Here is a 22,128-nt window from a genome sequence, read left to right on the forward strand (position 1 = left end):
CAAAAACCTTCCGAATTGAATTCGGAGGGTTATTTGAGTTGCGCTTTTTAGTATAGCATGAAGTGTTTTTTAATTTAAAAGATTTTTATTGACAATCTATTAGCTGCTTTAGTTTTTAGAAGAAATCTAAGAGTTGCTGAGAAATAATTAGGTTGAGTGGATTCTATTATCGTTACAACTTAGTAAGATAATATTTCAAATTGTAAGGGAACAGTTATTCATTTAAACAAAGCAAATATATATCTTTAAGGTATTAATAAAAACAATGACAGAAGCGAGGTAAATACTTATGACGTTATAAGAAAAATTACAAGGTTATGCACAACTTTCGGTAAAAATTGGTGTAAATATATAACCAAGGAGTTATTAATCAAGACATCTGTGGATGCATTGGATTTCGCACATTTAGTTGTGAGTGAGGCTTATCAGGCTTTAATCGCTTGTTCGATGGTAGTAGTTCCTTCACCAAAGTGGGGTAAGGAATTTTGTTCAACTAACGGTGGTTAGTTGAACAGGACTCATTTAATTGATGTTCATTCAAAAAGAAAGAATCCATTTTGATTAATCTCTTGTGAAAATGGATTTTTATTATTGACTGTAGAACCTAGATTTACACAGTTTTTACCAAACTTTTGAAAAAAATGAGTTTTAATAGCTTGATAATTCATTTAAAATGATTTATTCTTATATCAAATGATATATTTATCTATCAAAAATTTCGACTTTATACAAAGAAAGGAGTGAACGATGAAGAAAAACTTATTAACGGAATCAAAGTTTAGGAGGTAAATATATGAGTGATAAAAAACCCCATTTTTTTTTGTCATATCGTGAAGAAAAAGCGTATGAAAAGTGGTCAAGAGAAATTTCTGAGAAACCTGTACAGAAAGTATGGTATGAAGACAAGCGAGCGGATGATAAAAAACAATTGGACAGAAGCGAGGTAAATAATATGACGTTTGAAGAAAAATTACAAGCATATGCAGAACTTTTGGTAAAAGTCGGTGTCAATATTCAACCAGGGCAATACTTATTAGTCAATACATCTGTGGATGCATTGGATTTCGCCCGTTTAGTTGTGAAAGAGGCTTATAAGGCTGGGGCAGGACGTGTTCATGTTAATTTTTCGGATGTGGAAATGGATCGTGCTTACTTTGAGCATGCCTCAGATGAAGAATTTAATCGTTTCCCAGAGTGGATAGTCAAAATGCGTGATGAGGTAATCGAACGTAAAGGAGCACTATTGTGGATTGATGCTGCAGACCCTGATAAATTAACAGGTATTCCAACAGATCGTCTAGCTACCTATCAAAAGGTATCAGGAGCTGCTCTGATAAACAATCGCAACGCAGTAATGAAGGATTTAATCGCTTGGTCGATGGTAGCAGTTCCCTCACCAAAGTGGGCATCGAAGGTGTTCCCAAACTTAGCAGCTGAGGAACAAGTACCTGCATTATGGGAGGCTATTTTTAAAACTGTTCATATCGGTGAAGGTAATGCTGTTGAAAAATGGCGTGAACATGTAACAAATTTAGAATCTCGCGCGGACCTACTAAACAATAAAAAATATGCGAAGCTTCACTATACAACGCCAGGTACTGATTTAACAATTGCATTAGCGCCACAGCATAAATGGATTACTGGAGGTGGTAAAACGTCAGATGATACGATCTTTATGGCTAATATGCCGACAGAAGAGGTATATACATTACCGATGAAACAAGGTGTAAATGGCTATGTAAGCAATACAAAACCATTAGTATATCAAGGGAATATTATCGACGGCTTTAAACTGACATTTGAAGAAGGAAAAATTGTTAAAGCCGAAGCACAGATAGGGCACGATTTATTACAGGAGCTTCTGAATGTGGATGAAGGCTCGTGCTATTTAGGTGAGGTAGCACTTGTACCACATGAATCGCCAATTTCAGCATCGGGGATTTTATATTTTAATACATTGTTTGATGAAAATGCATCGAACCATTTAGCGATTGGTAAAGCTTATCCAACTTGCTTAGAAGGTGGAAGAGATTTAGAAAACGATCAGCTTGAAGCGTTAGGTGCCAATATTTCAGTAACACATGAGGACTTTATGATTGGCAGCAGTGAGATGGACATCGACGGTATTTTACCAGATGGAACTGTAGAGCCAATTTTCCGTAAAGGTAGCTGGGCATTTTAAGTTTTTGATAGGAAGAAAGGAGTAGAGCAGATGAAACGATTACTAAGCATATGCTTTTGCTCAGACTGAAAACTACCTCTTTTATTAGTAGTAAAATGCATTCAAAGGAGATAGGCCAATGAATTTCTGGGAAGTTGTATTGATAGTTGTAAATTTTAGTCTATTGAGTTGGATACTGTTAGTAGGCAGGGAAACGAAAAAGTGGTCTAAATTAGCTACTTTGGTTGCCGTTGTAATGGTTACAGTTCAACTATTGGTAGAAGGTTTTAGATGGCAAATGATTCCGGCTTATGTATCCCCAGTTATCTTGATTTTATGCTATTTATTAGCTGGGCATAAAAAGCGCTTTAGCAGCTGGGGTATATTCATAGTTAAGACTTTGTTGTTATGCATCTATTTGTCTGTAGCAGTTGCGCTACCCTTATTTATGCCAGTATTTTCATTAGAAGAACCAACTGGCCCACATAGGGTCGGTACGAAGCTATATCATTGGGTTGATCATGAGAGAAATGAACCCTATTCGAAAAATCCAACCGATCGACGCGAACTGATGGTGCAAATTTGGTATCCTGCAGATGAAAAAAGCAAGGGGGATCGAGAACCTTATATTCGTAACATAAATGAGCTCTCCAAGGGATTGGAAAAAACATTGTCTATTCCTGCATTTGCATTCAGCCACATGGATTTGGTGAAATCTCATTCGTTTATGGATTTACAACTCTCAGACTCAGAGAATCATTATCCGATATTACTTTTCTCTCATGGTTTTAATGGTTTTCGTAATCAAAACATGTTTCAAGTTGAGGAGTTGGCTAGTCAAGGATATATTGTTCTAAGTATCGATCATACCTTTGATGCTGCAGCTACCGTCTTTCCAGATGGTCGAACTGCTTACGTACAGCCCGTCAATTTAACAGATGACGAAGGAGATAGACACATAAAATTATGGGAGGAAGATGTTACCTTTGTGCTTAATCAAATCGAGAAACTTAACCAAAACGATGAGACTGGCTTCTTTACAGGAAGGCTCGATACCTCGCGAATTGGGATGTTTGGGCACTCTTACGGTGGAGCTACCGCAGCACAAATACTTGCAAAAGATTCTCGTGTCAAAGCAGCCATCGATATGGATGGCACATTGTATGGGGAAACTTTACCTGAAAGTGGGATTGGAAAACCATTTCTGCTCATGAGTGCAGAGGAGCCTGATGAAGCAGATCCCTATATAGTGAGGGAACGATATGAACGTGGGTTAGCTGGCGGTGGTATGTCAATGGTCATTCCTCATACGGATCATACAAGCTTCACTGATTTACATTTGTTCTCCCCTCTGTTGCAGAGCCCAGGGGAAAAACCAAAGGAAGTTCATCGCATTATCAACGAATTCAGCCTGGCATTTTTTGACCAGTATGTAAAACAGAAAGATGACGGCTCAATCCTTAAAAGGCTGAAGACAAAATACCCGGAAGTGAATTTTAAAGTAAACCGATAACCTTATGCAGAAACCAACTATATTAAAAAAATATTCTGCAAATAAATGAAGTACAATCGGAGCTCATCGTGAGAAATTGCTTAAAAAACCAAGTAATGTCATTCATTTTCTCTATTGATTTAATTTCTTCATCGTCATTTAAACAATGAAATGCTAAAAATAGAACATTCAAAGTACTATCCGTTTCAGTAGTATAATTCTTTTTGAAAAGCTACATTCAACTGCTGGACACTTTGTTTTAAATGATTTATGCTAATTTCAAATGATATGTTTATCTATCAAAAAATGACGACTTTATACAGAAAAAGGGAGAGATTGATGATGAAGAAAGAATTATCAGCGTTGAAGGAAGCGAGATTTAATGCAATTCTTGATTCGGCTACTATATTGCTTGTTGAAAATCCTACTGCTTCGATGAATGAAATTGCGGAATATGCGGGAATTGGCATTGCTACACTTCATCGCTACGTCGAAAGCAGAGAGAAATTGATGCTGTTCTTGGGCCATCGGGCTATACAACTGGTAAGTGATACCGTAAACCAAATTCCACTGGATGAGGAAAGCAGCGAAAACTATATCCCGGAACTCATTGAAGCGTTAATCCCCTTAGGTGACAAAATCTATTTTCTAGGTCATGATGCATCTGTATTCAACAACAAAGAATTAGGTGAAGCCGAAGTGAAGGTAAGGGAACCCATACGACGCGTTATTGAGCTGTTACAACAAAGAGGTTACTTTCAGCAAACGGTTAGCAGCGAATGGATTTTGAATACGCTTTATGCCCTGCTTTTCCATACATGGGAACAGGTACATGAAGGTAATGTGCCTAAAAAATCGGCTACAGAGCTTTTTTTAAATACGTTTTATCATGGTTTCAAAGCTAAGGACGAGTTCAGAGGGGATTGAACTGATAAATACATGATAATTAACATCAATAATATAGAAAGAGAAAAGGAGACTAGGGAATGAATCAATTCACTATTGTAAAGGCTGATCATCGATCCATGGTCGGCGCCAAGCTAAATGTAATGGCATTGGAATATATGGCGTTTCCACTTGCAGGATCAGAGGAGAAGAACAAAGTTGAAGGAACATTTAGTACCCTATGGCGGCAGGAGAACAATCGTTTTAGTCATCAATACGCTTATGAAGCTCAAATGGACGGGCAAACTTTAGGGATGATTACTTGCTATCCCATACCCGTTTTAAATCGTCTTCCATGGCCAACTTTTAAACAGTTGCTTTCATTCCGAAAGCTGGGCCTTGTTATTTATAACATTCTGAATATTAAAATGTTTTATTCTATGATCACCATGAAGGAGGGAGAAGATGACGAGTTTCACATCGGAACAATTGCATTATTGCCCGAAAGCCGGGGACTAGGAGTAGGTACCAGGCTGCTTGAGTTTGCTGAGGAACAGGCCCGCCTGCAAGGCTTTGCCAAATGCTCTCTGACGGTAAAGAAAGAGAACCATCTTGCCATTAAATTGTATCAGAGGATAGGCTACCAGATTACAGGTGAAATCAATAAACCAAAGTTATCGTTGTACAAAATGGTTAAAAATTTATAAACTTACAAATGTTTACAAAAAAGAGTTGTGCTGTATTACCCATTTGATTAAAGATAATTAAGTGAGTTTTAACCGCAAATAAGCAGGGTTTAATAGAAGTGCATCCTACTAGTTCAAAAAAATTTATGGCAGAGTTTGATACTCTCGGATTAGAATTTTTGAAAAAAATCCAATCATATTCTCGTCTATTAACTGAATCTAATTTTAGGAGGTCAATATATGATTAATAAAAAAATTCCATTAATAGTGGCAACAACGTTAGTATTTTGCGGAGCAGTTTCAGGATTAAATATGACTAAACCGGCACTAGCAGCAGACAGTAATGTACAAGATGTAAACATTCTCCCATATAAAATAACAGAAGAACTAACTCGAAAGATTGAGGGAGCTTCGCCATCGGATGTATTCTCAGTAATTGTTAGTTTTAATAAAACATTCAACAAAGAAGACTATGCGAAACTTGAAAAGGAAATTGGCGAATTTCCAAGAAGATATACTTATGATACCGTTATTAGTGGTTTTGCTGGAGATTTAACCACAGAACAGATTTTATTGTTAAATAAAACATCGTTTGTCACACTTATAGATGTAGACCAGATAGTAACAAATTACGATGATATCATTGTTGAATCAACTTTTAGCAAGGATAGAAGTGGATGGATTGGTGAATTTTCTGACTATCCACATAAAGATAAAGTTCGTTATAAGCTCCAATTCTCCCTTAAGGAACTACCTAAAGAGATAAACAATAAACGAAAAGGTCTATACTTAAGTGGATATAATGGAAGTGACGATTTATTTATGTTTGTTAAGAAGAGATTGGATACAAATGATCGGCTAAAACCGAATACAAAATATAGTGTGACATTTGATTTCGATATAGCCACAAATGCTAAAGATGAAATAGGTGTAGGTGGATCTCCTGGTAAAAGTGTATTTGTGAAAATTGGTGCAACCAATACGGAACCGATCCCGGTTATGGATGAAACAGGATTTTATTTAATGAATATTGATAAAGGGAACCAAGGAGTAGAAGGTAAAGATGCATTTATTATTGGGGACTTGCAAAAAACGACAATAGATAGTGAGAAGTATGAGGTAAAACATTTTAATAATAACCAACGCCCTTTTATGGTTGAAACCAATAATAATGGAGAATTATGGTTATTAATTGGCACGGATTCCGCTTTTGAAGGTGTTACGAGTATTTATTATCCTCGTATTAAAGTGACCCTAAAAGAAGTGAAAGAATAGAAAAACCTGAGCATAAACGAGGGATCTTTCACATTAAAGAACTCTAATTCCATTAGAGGTGTAACAAGTTGTTCACTTGAAGACAAAGCTGTTCTTCGTTTAATCTTAAAGACAAGAGATACTTGATACGGCAAAGAATAGGGATATGCTACGCCAGTCAAAAGTTTAATGATTTGACGAAAGAAATCAATGAACTCAAATAATAAAAAGTTTCAGTTGAATAATGACAAGAAATTAGGGGGCAAATGCCATGAAAAAAGTACTTTTTATCCCTATACTTTTAAGTTTCAGTATAATAAGTGCATGCTCTGATAAAGAAGAAACACCTAATGTGCCGAACAAGTCACAAGAGGAACAAGAATCTAACGTGCCAAACAAGCCACTAGAGGAACAAGAATCTAACGTGCCAAACAAGCCACTAGAGGAACAAGAATCTAACGTGCCGAGCAAGCCGCAAAAGGAGCAAGAATCTAACGAACCAAACAAGTCACAAGAAGAGCATCAATCAAACGAAAATCAGGAACCGTCCAAAACAAATAAGAGAAACACAGAAGCATCTCTTACACAGGCTGGTGTACTAAAAAATATTAAGAGCCAGCTTAAAACTAATTTATCTATAACTTTACCAAAAGGGCTTCCGATATCAGATGGTACATTTTTAACTGCAACAACGAAGGCGGAAGCTAACCAAGTTGAAATACTATTTTTTGAAAGTAAAAAGTATTTGCCAATCAATGATCCGAAGCTTAAAAATTCAAAGACAGCTACTGTAATTGCAAGACTAGTAGTAAAGCAATATCAGAATGCTAAAGAAGCAAATGAGCAAATTGCTTTTGTGAACTTTAGTCTAAATGGTGGTCAAGAGGTTGATCTTGGCTATAACATTAAAGGTTATCAGGATGCAGGAGCTGGTTCTTTATGGACTGGTTGGAATGAGGGTAGATGGGCAATTGAAACACATACACGAACAGACAATCCAGAAGCAGGTGTGAAGCTTGCAAAACAGGCAACCCAATTTCTAGAAACACATATGCTACCAATTCCAAAACAAAACGGTTTTGCACGCTTAGATGTTTATAAATCAGGGAGTTTGATTGTTTGGCAGGACGAAAAACTTGTCTATACGCTTGATTCAATCAAAGAGCCACTTAAAGCACTTGAAATGACCACAACTTTTTACCATTAACGAATAGTATGGTTCCTTCATAGGATTATCTGTTTTAGTTATGGGTATGGTAATGAAGACATTTGGTTTAGATAGAATCGCCAAACGGATGTTTTGTATTAAAACTTTTTTAGTCACGTTAAGCGCCTGTGTTGAATCGACACAGGCTCTTTTCAAGTTGTTAGGAATTGCCTATAAGAGAGGACAATTTGTAAAAGATCATTACATGCAGGGAAAATGATTTAAATGCCTAGCGCGATTTCAGTAATGGATATTGTATGATAAAGTTGGAATTTTGCAACATCTGGAAGCGTTATGATAATCTAACATATGTACAGCATGAAGAGTTATTATGTAGTACGAGTGTGTATGTAAGAGCAGTACCGTGTAGCAGATGTTAGCTTGGAATAAATAAATTGGGAAGCAATAGCATCAGTTTTTAAGGTTATAGTAGACCGGTGCAAAATTATACAAAGTTTTCTACATGTTTATATATTTTGATTCTACATAACAGAAAGGCAGTAGTAACAAGGTACAGATCCTTGTTACTACTGCCTTTTTTCATGAAAGTAACAGCTATTGGATATAATACAATTTCTTGAAGTAGTAATACTAATGCCTTTCCGTTTTAGTTTTAGAAGAGATCCAAGATTGCATGAGAAAAATTATATAAAGATTAAGTGGATTCTATTATCGATATTCAAATAATTTCCATAGTTTTATTCGAGATGTAGCTTTTCCTATCGTTACAATTTAGTAAGATTATATTTCCAATTGTAAGGGGACAGTTATTCATTTGAACAAAGAAAAAATATATCCTTAAGGTAATAATAAAACCAATGAGTTTTCTAATAGCAAACCTTATTGGTATGGGAGGAATGTTGATTACTATATTTTGTAGTTATGGTTTAAATAAGAAATCAAATCTAATTATGATTTATCATCTACAGATTTAACAGAGATACTTGCAGATTACAAAAAAATTAGCCAGATATTAAGAAAATCCAAAAAATCAAATGGATATTGAACTTTTATTAAGTTCCTAAGGAGGAAAAATGGAAAAGCGTGAGTTAATTAAATTAGTACTTATTGATTTAATGGGGAGATGGAAGCCTCAATACTATCGGTTAAATGAAAATTGCGAAGGTTGTATGTGAAGCACACAATTAATTTTTGGGGATTTTTAATACTATAAATATAATTATATTAGGAGAATTGAAATGAATAAACTAAATTCGTATACACGAATAGATATTATGGATTACTTACGAGGATTTGCTTTGCTGGGAATACTCATTGTAAATGGTTACCAAATGTTAGGTTTTTTTTCTGATAGCGAGTTACACGGCGCACTATATTCAATATTTAACAGAAAATTTTACCCTATTTTATTCTTTTTATTTGGATCTGGGTGCTATCTTTTTATGAATCGATCCAATCAAAAAGTAAATAATAGATACTCTTTGTTTTTACGTAGAATCTGTTTTTTATTTGTATTAGGACTTATCCATACATTTTATGCACCGCCAGGAATTAATGATGTATTAACGATTTATGCTGTACTTGGCCTGTTTATTGTAATATTTTTTAAAAGAAATAAGTGGACCAACTTAATAGTAACGGTTACAATAATAGCCGTATCTATAGTTACAGCTTTTTGTCAACCGCCGTATTATGATGATTTTAAAGTATGGCTATACACCCTATCCTACATAAGTCAATGGTTTGCACTGGTGATGCTAGGCTATACGATGGGACAATTTAAATTTTTTGAAAATGTCTATGGAAAATTAAAGTATATTTCGATTTTTTTAATCGTTAATATTTGTATTTATGCATCTTTATTTTATGTAAAGAAGTTAGAGATTCATCCGGTGGTACCTGAAATATTAGAAAGTTATACGGTAGCTTCTATCATTGCTAGCAGTTTTCTTATTATTTTACAATGGGACAAGGCAAAAGTGATATTAACACCATTAAAGTTCTATGGACAAATGTCTTTAACAAATTATCTTGCACAAAGTCTTTTACTAATTGTGTATAGTATCATAATTGGTTTTATACCTATTAATTCATTAATTGTGTGTTTTATAATCCACGCTATTTTAATTACTTTTAGTATTGTTTGGTTAAAGTATTTTAAAATGGGACCAGTTGAATGGTTATTAAGATATTTTACATATTGGAGTAAAATTCCCAATAGGAAGAAATCTGTTAGAAACAATTTAGAAAGTGTTTAAATGTTTAATCACTTTATTTAGAAGTAAAATGCATTCTAAGGAGATAGGCCAACTGCTACAGCTAACGGGGGGAATTTTGTGCGAAAAGGATTTCAAAAATAAACAAGCTTTAAGAAGTTATCTATCACATTCAAAAAAGAGCATGTTTTGATCAATAATTTTACCTTAAAACAAGAACTAGGGCTGATTTTCATTTCGATTGAGCGCTGTCCTGGGGGCTGTCGATAAGACTTCGTCTCTTTACTCGCTCTAGAGTATCATCTATGATGTTAAGCCAAAAGAAGTAGCTCGGTCTTCACTTCAATCAATCGCTGACTAATTTGTTTTTCATCGCTGTATAAACCAACAGATTATCCGACATTATATATTATAATTACAACATATATTCTCGCACCCAATTTATTATCATAACAAAATATTCCCGTTAAGAAAATTAAGAGAGAGGGAATGTGTGTTCTTATTTTGCCACGGGGTTTTTCAAATTGAAATGTTCACACTTAAATAACTTGGATTATATAAGTCGTTTCAATGAAAACCTTCTTTTACACTATCTTATCAAGTAGAATCCTGAATTTATCGAGTACTCAAAGTAATTTACTTTAACGGGGTTTTAGGTCTATGTAATAATATGAAAAGATCAGGTTCAAATAGGAGCCTGATCTTTTATCGTGTTATTCCCAAGTTTGATCTAGCTTATCGCTGTAAAATTTAATGGCCTTGCTATATTGTTTTATCCCTTTATGATTAGTAGTTTGAATTACTGTGTTTAATAAAGTTTCCATAGCCTTTGAATGCTCGCTAAGATTATAAAGTGTCATCGCATAGAAAACCTTTAAATGTTCGGCTTCTGGAAACTCACTTAGGGCCTGTTCTAGAATACGTTTTGACTGTTCATATTGCCCTAATGCACGATAGGTACTGCCTAATCCTAAATAAGCATCTACTAAAAATTCGGGTTTAAGTCCTAATTGAATCGCTTTTTCATAGTGAGGGACAGCCTCTTGTTCTTTTCCTAATGAATCATATGTCCATGCACATTGAAATTGGTAGTATCCATTTTCAGGCTCTTCTTTAACTAAAGCAACCATTAATTGATTTGCTTCTTCCAATCGAGCATTCTCTCTTAATGTAATGATATGTTGTACTCGCTTATCCATTTTTTGCATCCTCTATCTTTCTATTTTTTCTAATATTTAATAATTTTAAACTTTTGAATTCATATTGTATACTTGGTTCAAGTTTTAAAAATTTCACTTTTCTATATTATCAGGCATATTAAATAGATAAATATAAAGTAAGTATCTGTAGGAAATCGACAACAACGAAGTGGCTCAACGCTCGTTTTTCAATTAATAAAATAATAATGGGGTGAATAAGAATGCTTGATCGTTCTATGGAGAAAACACGGGAATGTTAAAAAGAAAGGGAGTGATAGAACGAAGAGTACAATGTGAAGCTCTTCTATATAAAAAGAAAAGAGGACGATTATAATGAATAATTATCAAAGCATCTTTAGTGAAGGATTTGATTTAAAATATTGTGTGAAGGGACAAGGTAAGCCGATATTGGTAGTGGGTAGCAGTGTATATTATCCGCGCTTGTTCTCGGAAAATTTATCTAAACATTTTCAATTTATCTTCTTAGATCATAGAGGTTTCGCGAAGCCTCCACGTTCTTTAAAGAAAGAAGATTATACTTTAGAGAAAATTGTTGAGGATATCGAAACAGCAAGACAATGGCTAAAGCTTGAGGAATTCATCATTTTAGGACATTCTGGGCACGCATTTATGGCTTTGGCATATGCCGAAAAATATCCTCAGTATGTTCAGAAGGTCATTTTATTAAATTCAGCACCGACAAACAGTCAAGAGAGGCAGCAGCAAAGTTTTTCATTTTTTAATGAGACTGCTAGTGCTGAGCGTACAAAGCAATTCGAGCATGATATTGCTTTTTTAGAGAAGGATATTCACAATGATCCTGAAAGACGATTTGTGCATATGTGTATTCGCATGGGGGCGCATAGCTTTTATGATTATACGTTCGATGCTGCTTATATGTGGGATGGCGTCTATACAAATATGGAAGTTATTGATTACCTTTGGGGTGTAGCTTTTGCTGAACAAAATCTAATCCAATCTATGGCTCACTTAGATAAGCCTATTTTTGTAGGGTTAGGGAGATATGATTATTTAGTCGCTCCTGTTTCGCTCTGGGATGTCATTGATTATTCAAATGAAAATGTTCAGAAGGTCATTTTTGAAAAAAGTGGCCATAACCCAATGTTTGAACAACCGGATATTTTTGATAGAGAATTAATCAAATGGCTTAATGAATAGAATTGGCTTAGTAATAAAGATTGAAGAAAGAATGCACTGAAGATGCTGCAGATATAAAAAAATTGGCATTAAATCCATTTAGCCAATATAAAGCTACGTATTATTTGACTAAAGAAAATAGAGAGGAAGCAAATTATAGCTATATGTACTTTTCTCTTGGCTTTTGGATGCTCCTACCGTTCTTCTTGTTTGGAGATAAAGGTATCAGTAGACTGTTTTGTGTAGATATAGTTTTGTTGTGGCCTAGTCTAATTATTCTACAAATAATCTATACTAAACAAGCTGATTACGGTAAGAGTAAACTAAAACATTATAGTCCTCTATTTATTCAGTTACTATCAATAAAGCTTTGGGATCTATCTTACTTTACATTAGCAGTTGTAAAAGTAGCGGAGTAATAACACTAAAATAATTCATACTAGAACAACAATTTGAAATAACTAAAGTGGTGGTAATGTAGAAATTATTATTTTGTTACTATATTAATGCCTGCACTTGCACTACCTATTATATTAACTGGAAGGTGTATTGTTGTTGATGGAATATAAAATACCATTAATAAACAATCACCTACTGATATAGATAAAGGTGGAATATTACCTGCTGCATAAATTATTTGTCCTAAAGTTATAACAGGTAATGTTAAAGCGGGAGTTAAATCAATAAATGCATTTGTACCAGTGAAAATATTACTTCCGGCAGGTGCCTGAAAAATTTGAGCCCGGATTGTAACAGATCCTTCTACTAAAGGTAATGATCTTAATGGAGAAAACGACGCTGAGATAGCTGTAATGTTACCTTCACAAGGTACTGTGAAGGCTTCACTTGTGGTTCCATTTAAGTTAATTGTATTATCTGTAATAGAAACGATATTAGCAGTACCGAATCCTAGGCTACTAGCAAGTCCAACTACAGATTCTATATGTGATAATGAAATTCCGGTTGAGAACGCAATTATTGTGCTATCAGTAGGAGAAGAAGGGTTTATACAGTTGGCTTCTTTAACCACAATCGGCCCGAATTTATCGCATGATCTAAATGATGACTTATCGTTACATTCATAATTATCCATACAAATGATTTTCTCCTTTTTCCTTTATCATATGTAGTAAAGAGTATTAGAGATATGAGTAATAACCTTATTTTAAAATAAAATTATTTCAGCATACCCAGAGGATAATAAAATGAAGTATGAACATAAATTTGAAGTAATAGAACTAAAGGGGAGGGGGAAACTACTTATTGAATTTTCTCCTGAACTAGAACTGATATCAAAGAAGATGGTAAAGGAAGTTGGTGTAAGATTGAAACGAATGAATTAAGAGAGCTTATTGACATTTGGATAACTGAATTATAACGATTCAAACAAAATTATTAAAATTATTTGCTGATTGATTGACAATGGATGAATTAAAGAAACTAGAGGGAAAACCCCATCTTAGTTATTGTTAAAGGCCGAGCTAACGGTTTATTTGACTTTACCTAAGATGGGGGTTTTCTTTTATTAAAGAAAAAAATTAAATCAAAGTGAGGTGTTTTTTATGTTTATTAACCTGCTCCTAAAGACCATTTGAGCTACACGAATTACTTTTCAAAAAAGGCCTTCTCTACCCCTCAGAAGAGAAGGCTTTTTTGAATAAGAATATGCGGGTAATGCTAAACAATAGTATAGCTTTATAACCTAAAAATAAAATCGCTAGAGAATTAATATAATTTTCTAGCGATTTTCCATCTAATTGTTATTTAACTTCAAAGAGTCATCTTAAGTGCCATCTTATCTATTACAGCAGCTATTATAATCCCTACTGAATATCGAAGCAAATCCTCAACAAGAAAACCTTTGCCAAGTATCAAAGCACCGAGCGTTGTCCCACGAATCTGATTAATCCAGTCTTCCTGATACAACTGGCTAAATTCTATGCCGAAGCTAAACAAAAAACTGAGCCAAATGGCTGTTAGGGTACTCTTACGCACTAGCAACAATCGAAATCCGAAATAGACCATCATAGCCCAAAGCATGTCCCCTGCGTTCTGTGCTACCAATGACGGAAGTAGAAGACTCCATTTTCTAGATGCTAGACCTAAAAAGATGGTGATCACAACAGCTATCAAATAAGCTATTCGTATATTAAAGTAGTGTAAGTTGCTAGATTTATGCTCATTAGTCAATAGAATCACTCTTTCGGTTGTTAATATTAATTCATAATCTCATATTTGATGTCCGAAAGATTGATGTGCACATACCTTTTACCAAAAATTACAAAATTATTTAGTTCACCGTGTACTCTTCTTTAAGTAATCCGTATATTTCTAAATCTACAACTCCTTTACCAGACCATAATGCAGCTTGTCTTATAAGTCCTTCTTGTGAAAATCCATTTTTCAGGAGCACCTTTTTAGATGCCTCATTTAATGGCAAAACCTCAGCCTGTATGCGATTTATAACTTCCTCAAATAAAAAATTGACAATTATTTTAACCGCATCTGTCGCAAGGCCCTTACCCCAATAGTTCTCTGCTAAAAAGGTACCAATCGTAACCATATTCACTTTTTGATTAAAATCCATTGCTTCTATAATACCCACTAATTGATCGTTATGTGACTTTTGAAAAATGCCCCATTTAACTCTCGTTTTCTTTTGATAATCTCTGTCAAAGTGTCCAATCATTTTACGTACTGTTTGGATATTATGCTTCGAGATTATCCCACAATATTCAAAGACTTTTTCATTATCATAGATTGCAAATAAATCTGGTAAATGTGTATCTTCAATTTTCTTTAGCACAATATTTTCGGAGCTTAATAATGGGAACTCTGCAAACACTTTTTCGATATTCATAGCATACTCTCCTTATTTTTTTTACGTTTTTTTCGTACATTATATTGTAGAAATGATTGGAAACCAATCTCTTTTTAGAAGGAGGTCTTTAAATAAATCAATCTAAGCATCTAAATGGTGGGATGATAAAACGATGCCTTTTAATGTTTTATCAGTGCGAAAGCGAAGCGGCAGCAACAATGCACCTAGTCAGAACTTAATCGACCACACACTATGGTGATTATTGAAATAAAAACATATTGAAAGGCATTCTTTTATTATGTATAATTTTACTATATTATACAGAAAGTGAGTGATTTATGATGATAGTCAGCTCTATTTTTCCAACAAACCAATATAAGGTGTGGAAGAAGTAAAAATAATAGATTCTTCTGCACGAAATCGGAGGAATTGAAATGTATAGTAATTACGGACCTTTATGTACAGAACTTTATGATTTGACAAAACCAGTTGGATATTCTATTGGTGGGGATATTGAATATTATCTTGAACGCTTAAAAGGAACTAAGGGAAGAGTACTTGAAGCGGGAGCTGGCTCTGGACGCTTCTTAATCCCTTTACTTGAAAATGGATACGATGTTGAGGGAATTGACTACTCACCTGAAATGTTAGATTTATGCCGAAAACACTGCATTGAAAGAGGGTTCAAGCCAAATTTATATGAAGGTAACTTAAGCAATTTTTCATTAGACTCAAAATATGAAGCGATTGTTATGCCGACAGGTTCGTTCTGTTTAATCGAGAATTCAAAAGATGCGATGGATGCATTATTATGTATGTATAATCATTTGATCCTTGGAGGACGCCTAATTGTAGACATGCTTTTACCTACAGACTGGCAAACAGGGGAAATTACTTCATCCTACTATGAAATTTCGCAAGAGGAAGGAATTGCAATAGAAAGAAAAGCCGTTGAAATGAACTGGATCGAGCAATATACGCTAACCATTTTAAAATATGAAAAATGGCGAAATGGTAAATTAATTGATTCAGAGTTACAAAGATTTCCATTAAGATGGTGCGGAATAGAAGAATTCAAGCTTATATTAACAAACATAGGTTTTTCTAATATTACTTGCTCGGCTGAATATGTTTATAACAAGAAGCCTTCAAAAGAGCATTCATTAATTACATTTGAAGCTGTTCGTAAATAAATATACCTGCTAGATATGAGCTCAGAAAGTAGCTAATATCTAGCAGGTTTTTAGATTTAATCAATTCTTTTTTCTCATATCTTGTCCAATGCTACAGATTCCTGTACCGTTGATCGCTTAATGTTAAATTCATTCCAAATCGAGTCTTTATCATCCAGCAGTTCTTTTCCTTTCCAAATGATATCGTTAATTTTACCTTCGTAAGCAATGGCTCGACCAAATGCAAATGAAATAAAATATTCATTCCAGGATTGGAAGATAGGGCTGGCGGCGTCAGCAGCTCTCTCTATATAGTTCCATGCCTGCTCTTCGGTTAAATAACCAACTATGTAGCTCCATCTTGCAATATTTATAGCTCGCTCAAAATCCCATGCAGCAATAGTGTTTACCTGGTCAAAATCGGATTTCGTAAAGGAAAGCCTTTTCATCATCCCTTCTTGGGCTGATTCGTAGCATTCCTGCGATTTCCCCACCTCTTCCTCTGTAAAAGACTGACCCGCTTTCAATGCTAGAAGCAGCTCATTAAACTTCGTACGGTGTCCTTCCGATAGGAGCCATTCCAGAGTTTGTACAGCCTCCTCTGTATTATTAACCTCCCAGGCAGCAGAAAGGCCATCTTTCAAAATTTCAGGATTTTCCATCACCTGCAATGTCCGTGGCGACTCAAGTCGATAAAGAGCGAGGGTGGCGCCGTAGGCAAGCAAATGCTGTTTCTCTTTTGGTAAACGGTTAGCCAACTCCAGTTCTGTTCGTTGTTTTTTATTCTTTTTATTAAATACATTGACCGCTATAGACATAGCCACGAAAATTAAAACTACAATCCCTACAATAATTAGAAAAATCTTCAAAACATCACATTCCTCTCCATATTTTTAATTCGGCACAGTTTAATTTAGAATCACTCACTTCCGAAAATTATAGTAAAATTATACATCTTGAGTAAATGATATACAATGCGACTATTTAATTACTTAACATCGATTGTAAGGATGCATTGATTGATTGGCGTAGAAGCTTTTGTATGAGTGATAGAAAGGAATTAAAGAAAAGAGACATGGAGCGGAAGTTGGCTCTGAACGTTTCATAATGTTGAAGATTGTTCATTTGAAATTTTGATTCATGAAGAGGTGAAAATAATGACATCACTATCAAGTGAAGATGGAAATGTATGTGAAAGAAAATCCATTGAAATGAACTGGATCGATTAATATCACTACTAGATTTTAGATAAGAAAGTCGCTAAGGGTGATAATCCATTTTTTTCTTGCTTTATTTTTACTGTATAAAGGAAAAATATGATTGTTTATATTTCGATGAAGAAAGAAGGGTTTTCCATGCATAAAGATATGAATTATGGTAGCGACTATAAATATATTCCAGCAACATCAATTTGGAGTGGAGATGGTGTAGAAGTATTGCCTGATTTATACCAACATACGATTCAAATTGTTAATATCGTACTCTACGGTGAACCTCATAAGAAAGAGTTCGTATTAGTTGATGCAGGCATGCCAAAAAGTGCAAAGGAAATTATTTCAATAGCCGAGGAGAGATTTGGATCAAATAGTAAACCTAAAGCATTAATTTTAACGCACGGGCACTTTGATCATGTTGGGGCGATAATTGATCTAATTGAACATTGGGGTATGCCGGTTTATACTCACACATTAGAATTACCTTATTTAACTGGTATGAAAAATTATCCTGAACCTGATCCTGTTGTCAATGGTGGCTTAATAGCGAAAGTATCATCAATTTTCCCGAATGAAGCTATAAACCTAGGAAACAACGTTGAGGCGCTTCCGTCAGATGGGAGTATTCCATATATGGATGGTTTTCGTTGGATTCATACGCCGGGTCATACGCCAGGGCATATATCTTTATTTCGTGAAGAGGACCGAGCGTTAATTGTTGGAGATGCATTTGTTACAGTTAAACAAGAAGCGCTCTACAAAGTATTGCTACAAAAAAAGGAAATTAGCGGACCGCCACGATATTTCACGACGGATTGGCAGGCGGCTTGGGATTCCGTAAAAAAATTAGAAGCATTAAAACCTTCAGTTGCTATTACAGGACATGGATTACCGATGAAGGGGGAAGAGCTTACTAGAAATTTGCATAAGTTAGCGACAGAATTTGAGCAGATTGCTTTACCTAATCACAGCAAATTCTTGAATTAACATAGCACTTCCTATTGATAGTTGTGTCTAACAATTGAAGTGAGGCTTATACTAAATTTCTGATTAAATTGTCGTATTTTCCTTGTTCACCTTAATGTTATTTTCATGACTGATGATATCTTTATCAGTCATGCTTGAGTGCATTCCATTTTTTATGTTCTATATTGAATATATCTATCATTAATAAAAATAAAAAAGGCTGTAGCAAATATAAACTTGCTACAGCTAAATTGGTTCATGCCCCTTGATGGCGCAATATCATATATTTTATCATAAGATACTTTATTGTAATATATTTTGTTTATTACAACATTTCAATAATAAATAAAAAGCCTATTGACAAAAAAATGCAGAATCGTTATAGTCAATTTATTCAACGTTGAATATAAAAAGGTGATTATTATGACAAGGCTATTAGTTCTTGCTATGTTAGGGCTAAAACCAATGACTGGCTATGATATTAAAGTAATGCTTGAATTAAGTGACGCTGAACGATGGGGTGGTGTGCTAATCGGCTCGATCTATAATGCTTTAAAGAAGCTTGAAAAAGATGGTTATATAGAGGTGGCTAGTATTGAATCCACAGGTCTTCGACAAAAAGCAATTTATCAAATTACTGAAAAGGGCAGGGCACATGAGCAAGAATTAATTATCGAGGCTCTTGAAAAATCCTCTGTAGTTTATCCTACAACTTTATATTCTGGTGTGTCCTTTGCATTTAAACTGCCAAAAGCTAAAGCGGTGGATGCATTAGAAAAACAAAAAAGAATTTTGGAACAAGAAGAAAAGGCGATCAATGCTGGTTATGAGGCAAAATTAATTGCTATGCAAGGAAAACTACCAGCATTAACACAACTAGCATTTGATAATATGCTTGAAATTGTTCAAGTACAATCAAAATTTGTACATCAAGCTATTGAAATTATGAATAAAAGTGACTCTCTCGAATGAGGGAGTTAAAAAATAACCATATATTCAACGTTGAATATACAATGTTAATTAAGGGGAGAAAATATGAAGAAGCTCATTCATGTTAGCCAATTAACGAAAAATTATAAGGCTAACTGTGTCGTTGATCATATAACCGTTGACATTATAGAAGGTGAGATAGTAGCTTTAGTGGGCACAAATGGTGCTGGGAAAACTACAACGATTGGTATGCTTCTTGGAATTATTCCTCAAGACAGTGGAACGATTGAATACTGGACAACCGACTACAAAAAGGAAATAGGTACGCAGCTTCAATCAACGCCTTTTTTCGAAGGCTATTCTGTAGAGGATAATATGAAATTATTTGGGGCATTCTATGGAATTTCGCTGACAAAAAGTGAAATTGATGAAAAACTCGCCACTTTTGATTTATTACATGTTAAAAAAACGCCTGCTATTAAATTGTCATTAGGACAGCAAAAACGTCTAGCAATTATCGTGACAACTTTGCATAATCCCAAACTAGTAATTTTGGATGAACCTTCTGCTGGATTGGATCCTAGAGGTCAAAGAGAAATTCAACAGATCATTAAACGCTTAAAAGATAGTCGGGTTACTGTGTTATTTTCTTCCCACGATATGTTGGAAGTAATGAATGTTGCTGACAGAGTGTTAATTATGCATCGCGGGAAAATAATGGCGAATGGCTCACCAAATGGTTTAATGGAGCACTATCAAACGCAAAATTTGGAAGAATTATTTTTTGAATTAACGAAGTGAGGAGCGAGAGGATGGGGGCTATTTTCGTATTAAATTTGAAATCTAGTATAAAGGATATGTATTTACTTTTTTGGTCACTAATAATGCCATTTGCGGCAATTATTGCGTTAAGGATATTTTTACCGAGCTATGCGGGAAATTATGTAGAAGGAATCATTGCCATTAGTGTATTTTTCTATTCATTTATGACCACTGCTTTTATAGCATTATCGCAAAGAAAAAGAGGCGTTTATAATTTACTTCATGCTACACCAATGCCTTTATGGAAATATATCGTCAGTATTTCTAGTGCATGGGCTATAATAGCGATTATTTTATCCTATATCGTGCTTTTATTTGCTATCGTTATCAATCAACTAAACTTTTCTTTTAATAGCCTCTTATACATGACACCGATTATTTTAATAGCTTCGTTAAGTTTGGTTTTTTTAAGCTTTTTTATTTCAAGTCTCGTGAAAAACGAGGGACATTTAAGTATGACTGCAAATGTACTGATGATACCAATGCTACTTTGTAGTAATGCATTTTTTACAATGGAAAAAGCGCCAAATCTAATACAATATATTAGTGTGATAAATCCATTTGAATGGTTTGTAAATGGAATTAAAGCCTCGTTTCTAAATAATTTTAGTACATGGGGAGAATCTTCACTTCTTTTATTGGGATGCCTTGCTGTGACACTTATCATTTCCTTAAAAACATTTAAATATAGTGACCAATAATTATTATAGTAAAAATCAAATGGTCATTTCAGACTGTAGATAAACTTGCAAATCCTCGCCATTTACCATATTTGTGGGTAGATCTGGAAGGTTATAAAAGCTAAAAAGAGAATATTTTAGTAACGATGCTAGAGAGGGCGATGGGATGAGTAAAACGTTATTTAGAATAGGAACTACTTATATTCCAGTCAGCAATGTTGAACTGTTATGCTGAGTGGTATGTAGGTAAATTGGGAGCAGAATGTAGTTACCGAGATAGTGATAAGGCTATTCTTAATTTTGCTAATCAAAGCTCAAATTTCATTGATTGCTATGGGAAAGAGCATTTTTCGATTACTTTTGAGGTAGACGGATTAAGTGCATTAGAGACAATTCATAAAATTTTAAAAGATATAGAAATTAAGAGTTGGAGAAATTGACAATAGGGGGCATTCGGGAAGGAATTTTGTTTTTTACGATTTTGACGGAAATAAATTTGAGGTGTGGAGTTAGCTGAGTCCCACTTATAAAGAATACAAGGGTGATGAGTAAACCATGAGTAAACCATTATTAAAAGGTAATTCCGATTTCACTAAATTTCCCAGACAATTATTTAAAAGTGGGGAAATTTCGAGAAGGAGAGACGAAATTTTATCTTGCCTGATCGAGATAGAAATACGCTAGGAGTTTGTCAATAAACTATATAGAAACATTATTTCCTGAACAGAAGATTTATAGAGGGCCACTTACTATTATAAGTGACCCTTAGTAACAAAGCTTCGGAGGTGTAAGACTAAACCAATCTTACATTACTAACATATGATACGATGTTATTTTTGCATAGTTAATTGCCTGAGAAATAGTTTAACTTCTTTCAGATGGTGTCTAACACCCGCTGAAAGAAGTTAAAGCCTCCGGGGGGATAATATTAATACGTCATTTTATAGGCATAAATGCTGAGGGATTTAATTGTTCTGATTCTATTACAATACCAGTTAATCCTTTATCCGTTTTAGTTTCATGCCATTCACCCTTTTCCCAAAAAACTGCATCTCCAGGCTGGCCTTGATAGTATTGCGCCTGTTCATTTCTTACAAATCCTTCGCCTTCAATAATTAAGAGAAGCTGGGGAACTACAGCTTGATGATAGCCAATAACACCGTTTTCTTCTAAATACATACACCCAATACTAGCGGATGCTTCAGTTTCAATAATTCTAGACATAATAAAACTTGACTTAAATTGTGTTGTATTTTTGCCATTCTCTTTGGACAATTGATAAAATTTCATTTGATTCCTCCGAA

20 protein-coding genes and 1 pseudogene are annotated in these 22,128 nt (G+C 34.5%); 15 read left to right on the forward strand and 6 right to left on the reverse strand.

Annotated elements, in window-relative coordinates:
• Positions 1 to 952: 952 nt before the first annotated feature.
• The 7 genes from ACIQZA_RS17230 (at position 953) to ACIQZA_RS17260 (ending at position 9,904) form a co-directional block, all read left to right on the forward strand.
• Positions 953 to 2,182: an aminopeptidase gene (locus ACIQZA_RS17230; protein WP_403009930.1), complete on the forward strand. Its 1,230-nt coding sequence runs from the start codon at positions 953 to 955 to the stop codon at positions 2,180 to 2,182.
• 118 nt (positions 2,183 to 2,300) lie between these two features.
• Positions 2,301 to 3,674 (forward strand): alpha/beta hydrolase family protein, encoded by a 1,374-nt coding sequence (locus ACIQZA_RS17235; RefSeq protein ID WP_400934983.1) that lies wholly within the window; start codon positions 2,301 to 2,303, stop codon positions 3,672 to 3,674.
• Positions 3,675 to 3,995: 321 nt separating this feature from the next.
• Positions 3,996 to 4,580, forward strand: coding sequence for a TetR/AcrR family transcriptional regulator (locus ACIQZA_RS17240; protein WP_400935077.1), 585 nt, complete (start codon positions 3,996 to 3,998; stop codon positions 4,578 to 4,580).
• A 59-nt stretch (positions 4,581 to 4,639) separates the two neighbouring features.
• Positions 4,640 to 5,245 carry a GNAT family N-acetyltransferase gene (locus ACIQZA_RS17245; protein WP_402884307.1) on the forward strand — a complete coding sequence of 202 codons (606 nt, stop codon included), beginning with the start codon at positions 4,640 to 4,642 and terminating at the stop codon, positions 5,243 to 5,245.
• A gap of 219 nt (positions 5,246 to 5,464) precedes the next feature.
• On the forward strand, positions 5,465 to 6,499 hold the full coding sequence (locus ACIQZA_RS17250; RefSeq protein ID WP_402884309.1) for a hypothetical protein: 1,035 nt from the start codon (positions 5,465 to 5,467) through the stop codon (positions 6,497 to 6,499).
• 250 nt (positions 6,500 to 6,749) lie between these two features.
• Entirely contained in the window at positions 6,750 to 7,685 is a 936-nt protein-coding gene (locus tag ACIQZA_RS17255; protein WP_402884311.1) for a hypothetical protein, read from the forward strand.
• A gap of 1,199 nt (positions 7,686 to 8,884) precedes the next feature.
• Entirely contained in the window at positions 8,885 to 9,904 is a 1,020-nt protein-coding gene (locus ACIQZA_RS17260; RefSeq protein ID WP_402884312.1) for a DUF418 domain-containing protein, read from the forward strand.
• Positions 9,905 to 10,575: 671 nt separating this feature from the next.
• Here the strand turns inward: ACIQZA_RS17260 and ACIQZA_RS17265 are convergent.
• Positions 10,576 to 11,061: a tetratricopeptide repeat protein gene (locus tag ACIQZA_RS17265; RefSeq protein WP_402884314.1), complete on the reverse strand. Its 486-nt coding sequence runs from the start codon at positions 11,059 to 11,061 to the stop codon at positions 10,576 to 10,578.
• 333 nt (positions 11,062 to 11,394) lie between these two features.
• Between ACIQZA_RS17265 and ACIQZA_RS17270 the strand changes: the two genes are divergently transcribed.
• Together ACIQZA_RS17270 and ACIQZA_RS17275 are read left to right on the forward strand one after the other, a co-directional pair.
• On the forward strand, positions 11,395 to 12,240 hold the full coding sequence (locus tag ACIQZA_RS17270) for an alpha/beta fold hydrolase (RefSeq protein WP_402884315.1): 846 nt from the start codon (positions 11,395 to 11,397) through the stop codon (positions 12,238 to 12,240).
• A 20-nt stretch (positions 12,241 to 12,260) separates the two neighbouring features.
• A complete protein-coding gene (locus ACIQZA_RS17275) occupies positions 12,261 to 12,638 on the forward strand; it encodes a hypothetical protein (protein ID WP_402884317.1) in 378 nt (125 codons plus the stop codon).
• 68 nt (positions 12,639 to 12,706) lie between these two features.
• Here the strand turns inward: ACIQZA_RS17275 and ACIQZA_RS17280 are convergent, their stop codons facing one another.
• From ACIQZA_RS17280 to ACIQZA_RS17290, 3 genes are all read right to left on the reverse strand, one after another.
• Positions 12,707 to 13,312, reverse strand: coding sequence for a hypothetical protein (locus tag ACIQZA_RS17280; RefSeq protein WP_402884319.1), 606 nt, complete (start codon positions 13,310 to 13,312; stop codon positions 12,707 to 12,709).
• A gap of 677 nt (positions 13,313 to 13,989) precedes the next feature.
• Positions 13,990 to 14,409 (reverse strand): ribosomal maturation YjgA family protein, encoded by a 420-nt coding sequence (locus tag ACIQZA_RS17285; RefSeq protein ID WP_402884320.1) that lies wholly within the window; start codon positions 14,407 to 14,409, stop codon positions 13,990 to 13,992.
• Between the two features lie 100 nt (positions 14,410 to 14,509).
• Positions 14,510 to 15,079: a GNAT family N-acetyltransferase gene (locus ACIQZA_RS17290; protein ID WP_402884322.1), complete on the reverse strand. Its 570-nt coding sequence runs from the start codon at positions 15,077 to 15,079 to the stop codon at positions 14,510 to 14,512.
• Between the two features lie 395 nt (positions 15,080 to 15,474).
• Between ACIQZA_RS17290 and ACIQZA_RS17295 the strand changes: the two genes are divergently transcribed.
• A complete protein-coding gene (locus tag ACIQZA_RS17295; RefSeq protein ID WP_402884323.1) occupies positions 15,475 to 16,233 on the forward strand; it encodes a class I SAM-dependent methyltransferase in 759 nt (252 codons plus the stop codon).
• Between the two features lie 74 nt (positions 16,234 to 16,307).
• Here ACIQZA_RS17295 and ACIQZA_RS17300 read toward each other — a convergent pair whose 3' ends face one another.
• On the reverse strand, positions 16,308 to 17,081 hold the full coding sequence (locus tag ACIQZA_RS17300; RefSeq protein ID WP_400935014.1) for a DUF1266 domain-containing protein: 774 nt from the start codon (positions 17,079 to 17,081) through the stop codon (positions 16,308 to 16,310).
• Positions 17,082 to 17,567: 486 nt separating this feature from the next.
• Here ACIQZA_RS17300 and ACIQZA_RS17305 point away from each other — a divergent pair, with 486 nt between their 5' ends.
• The 5 genes and pseudogenes from ACIQZA_RS17305 (at position 17,568) to ACIQZA_RS17325 (ending at position 21,337) form a co-directional block, all read left to right on the forward strand.
• A complete protein-coding gene (locus ACIQZA_RS17305) occupies positions 17,568 to 18,413 on the forward strand; it encodes an MBL fold metallo-hydrolase (protein WP_400935017.1) in 846 nt (281 codons plus the stop codon).
• A 402-nt stretch (positions 18,414 to 18,815) separates the two neighbouring features.
• A complete protein-coding gene (locus ACIQZA_RS17310) occupies positions 18,816 to 19,364 on the forward strand; it encodes a PadR family transcriptional regulator (RefSeq protein ID WP_402884325.1) in 549 nt (182 codons plus the stop codon).
• A 63-nt stretch (positions 19,365 to 19,427) separates the two neighbouring features.
• On the forward strand, positions 19,428 to 20,123 hold the full coding sequence (locus tag ACIQZA_RS17315; RefSeq protein ID WP_402884327.1) for an ABC transporter ATP-binding protein: 696 nt from the start codon (positions 19,428 to 19,430) through the stop codon (positions 20,121 to 20,123).
• 11 nt (positions 20,124 to 20,134) lie between these two features.
• The gene (locus ACIQZA_RS17320) at positions 20,135 to 20,845 is read left to right on the forward strand and encodes an ABC transporter permease (protein WP_400935024.1); all 711 of its coding nucleotides are present in this window, start codon (positions 20,135 to 20,137) and stop codon (positions 20,843 to 20,845) included.
• A gap of 145 nt (positions 20,846 to 20,990) precedes the next feature.
• Positions 20,991 to 21,337: pseudogene (locus ACIQZA_RS17325) on the forward strand (VOC family protein).
• 423 nt (positions 21,338 to 21,760) lie between these two features.
• Here ACIQZA_RS17325 and ACIQZA_RS17330 read toward each other — a convergent pair.
• Positions 21,761 to 22,114, reverse strand: a complete 354-nt coding sequence (locus ACIQZA_RS17330; protein ID WP_402884328.1) for a cupin domain-containing protein — start codon at positions 22,112 to 22,114, stop codon at positions 21,761 to 21,763.
• Positions 22,115 to 22,128 lie beyond the last annotated feature (14 nt).

Origin of the sequence: Lysinibacillus sp. NPDC096382, assembly GCF_044762845.1 — a bacterium.
In the GTDB taxonomy this organism is placed as follows: domain Bacteria; phylum Bacillota; class Bacilli; order Bacillales_A; family Planococcaceae; genus Lysinibacillus.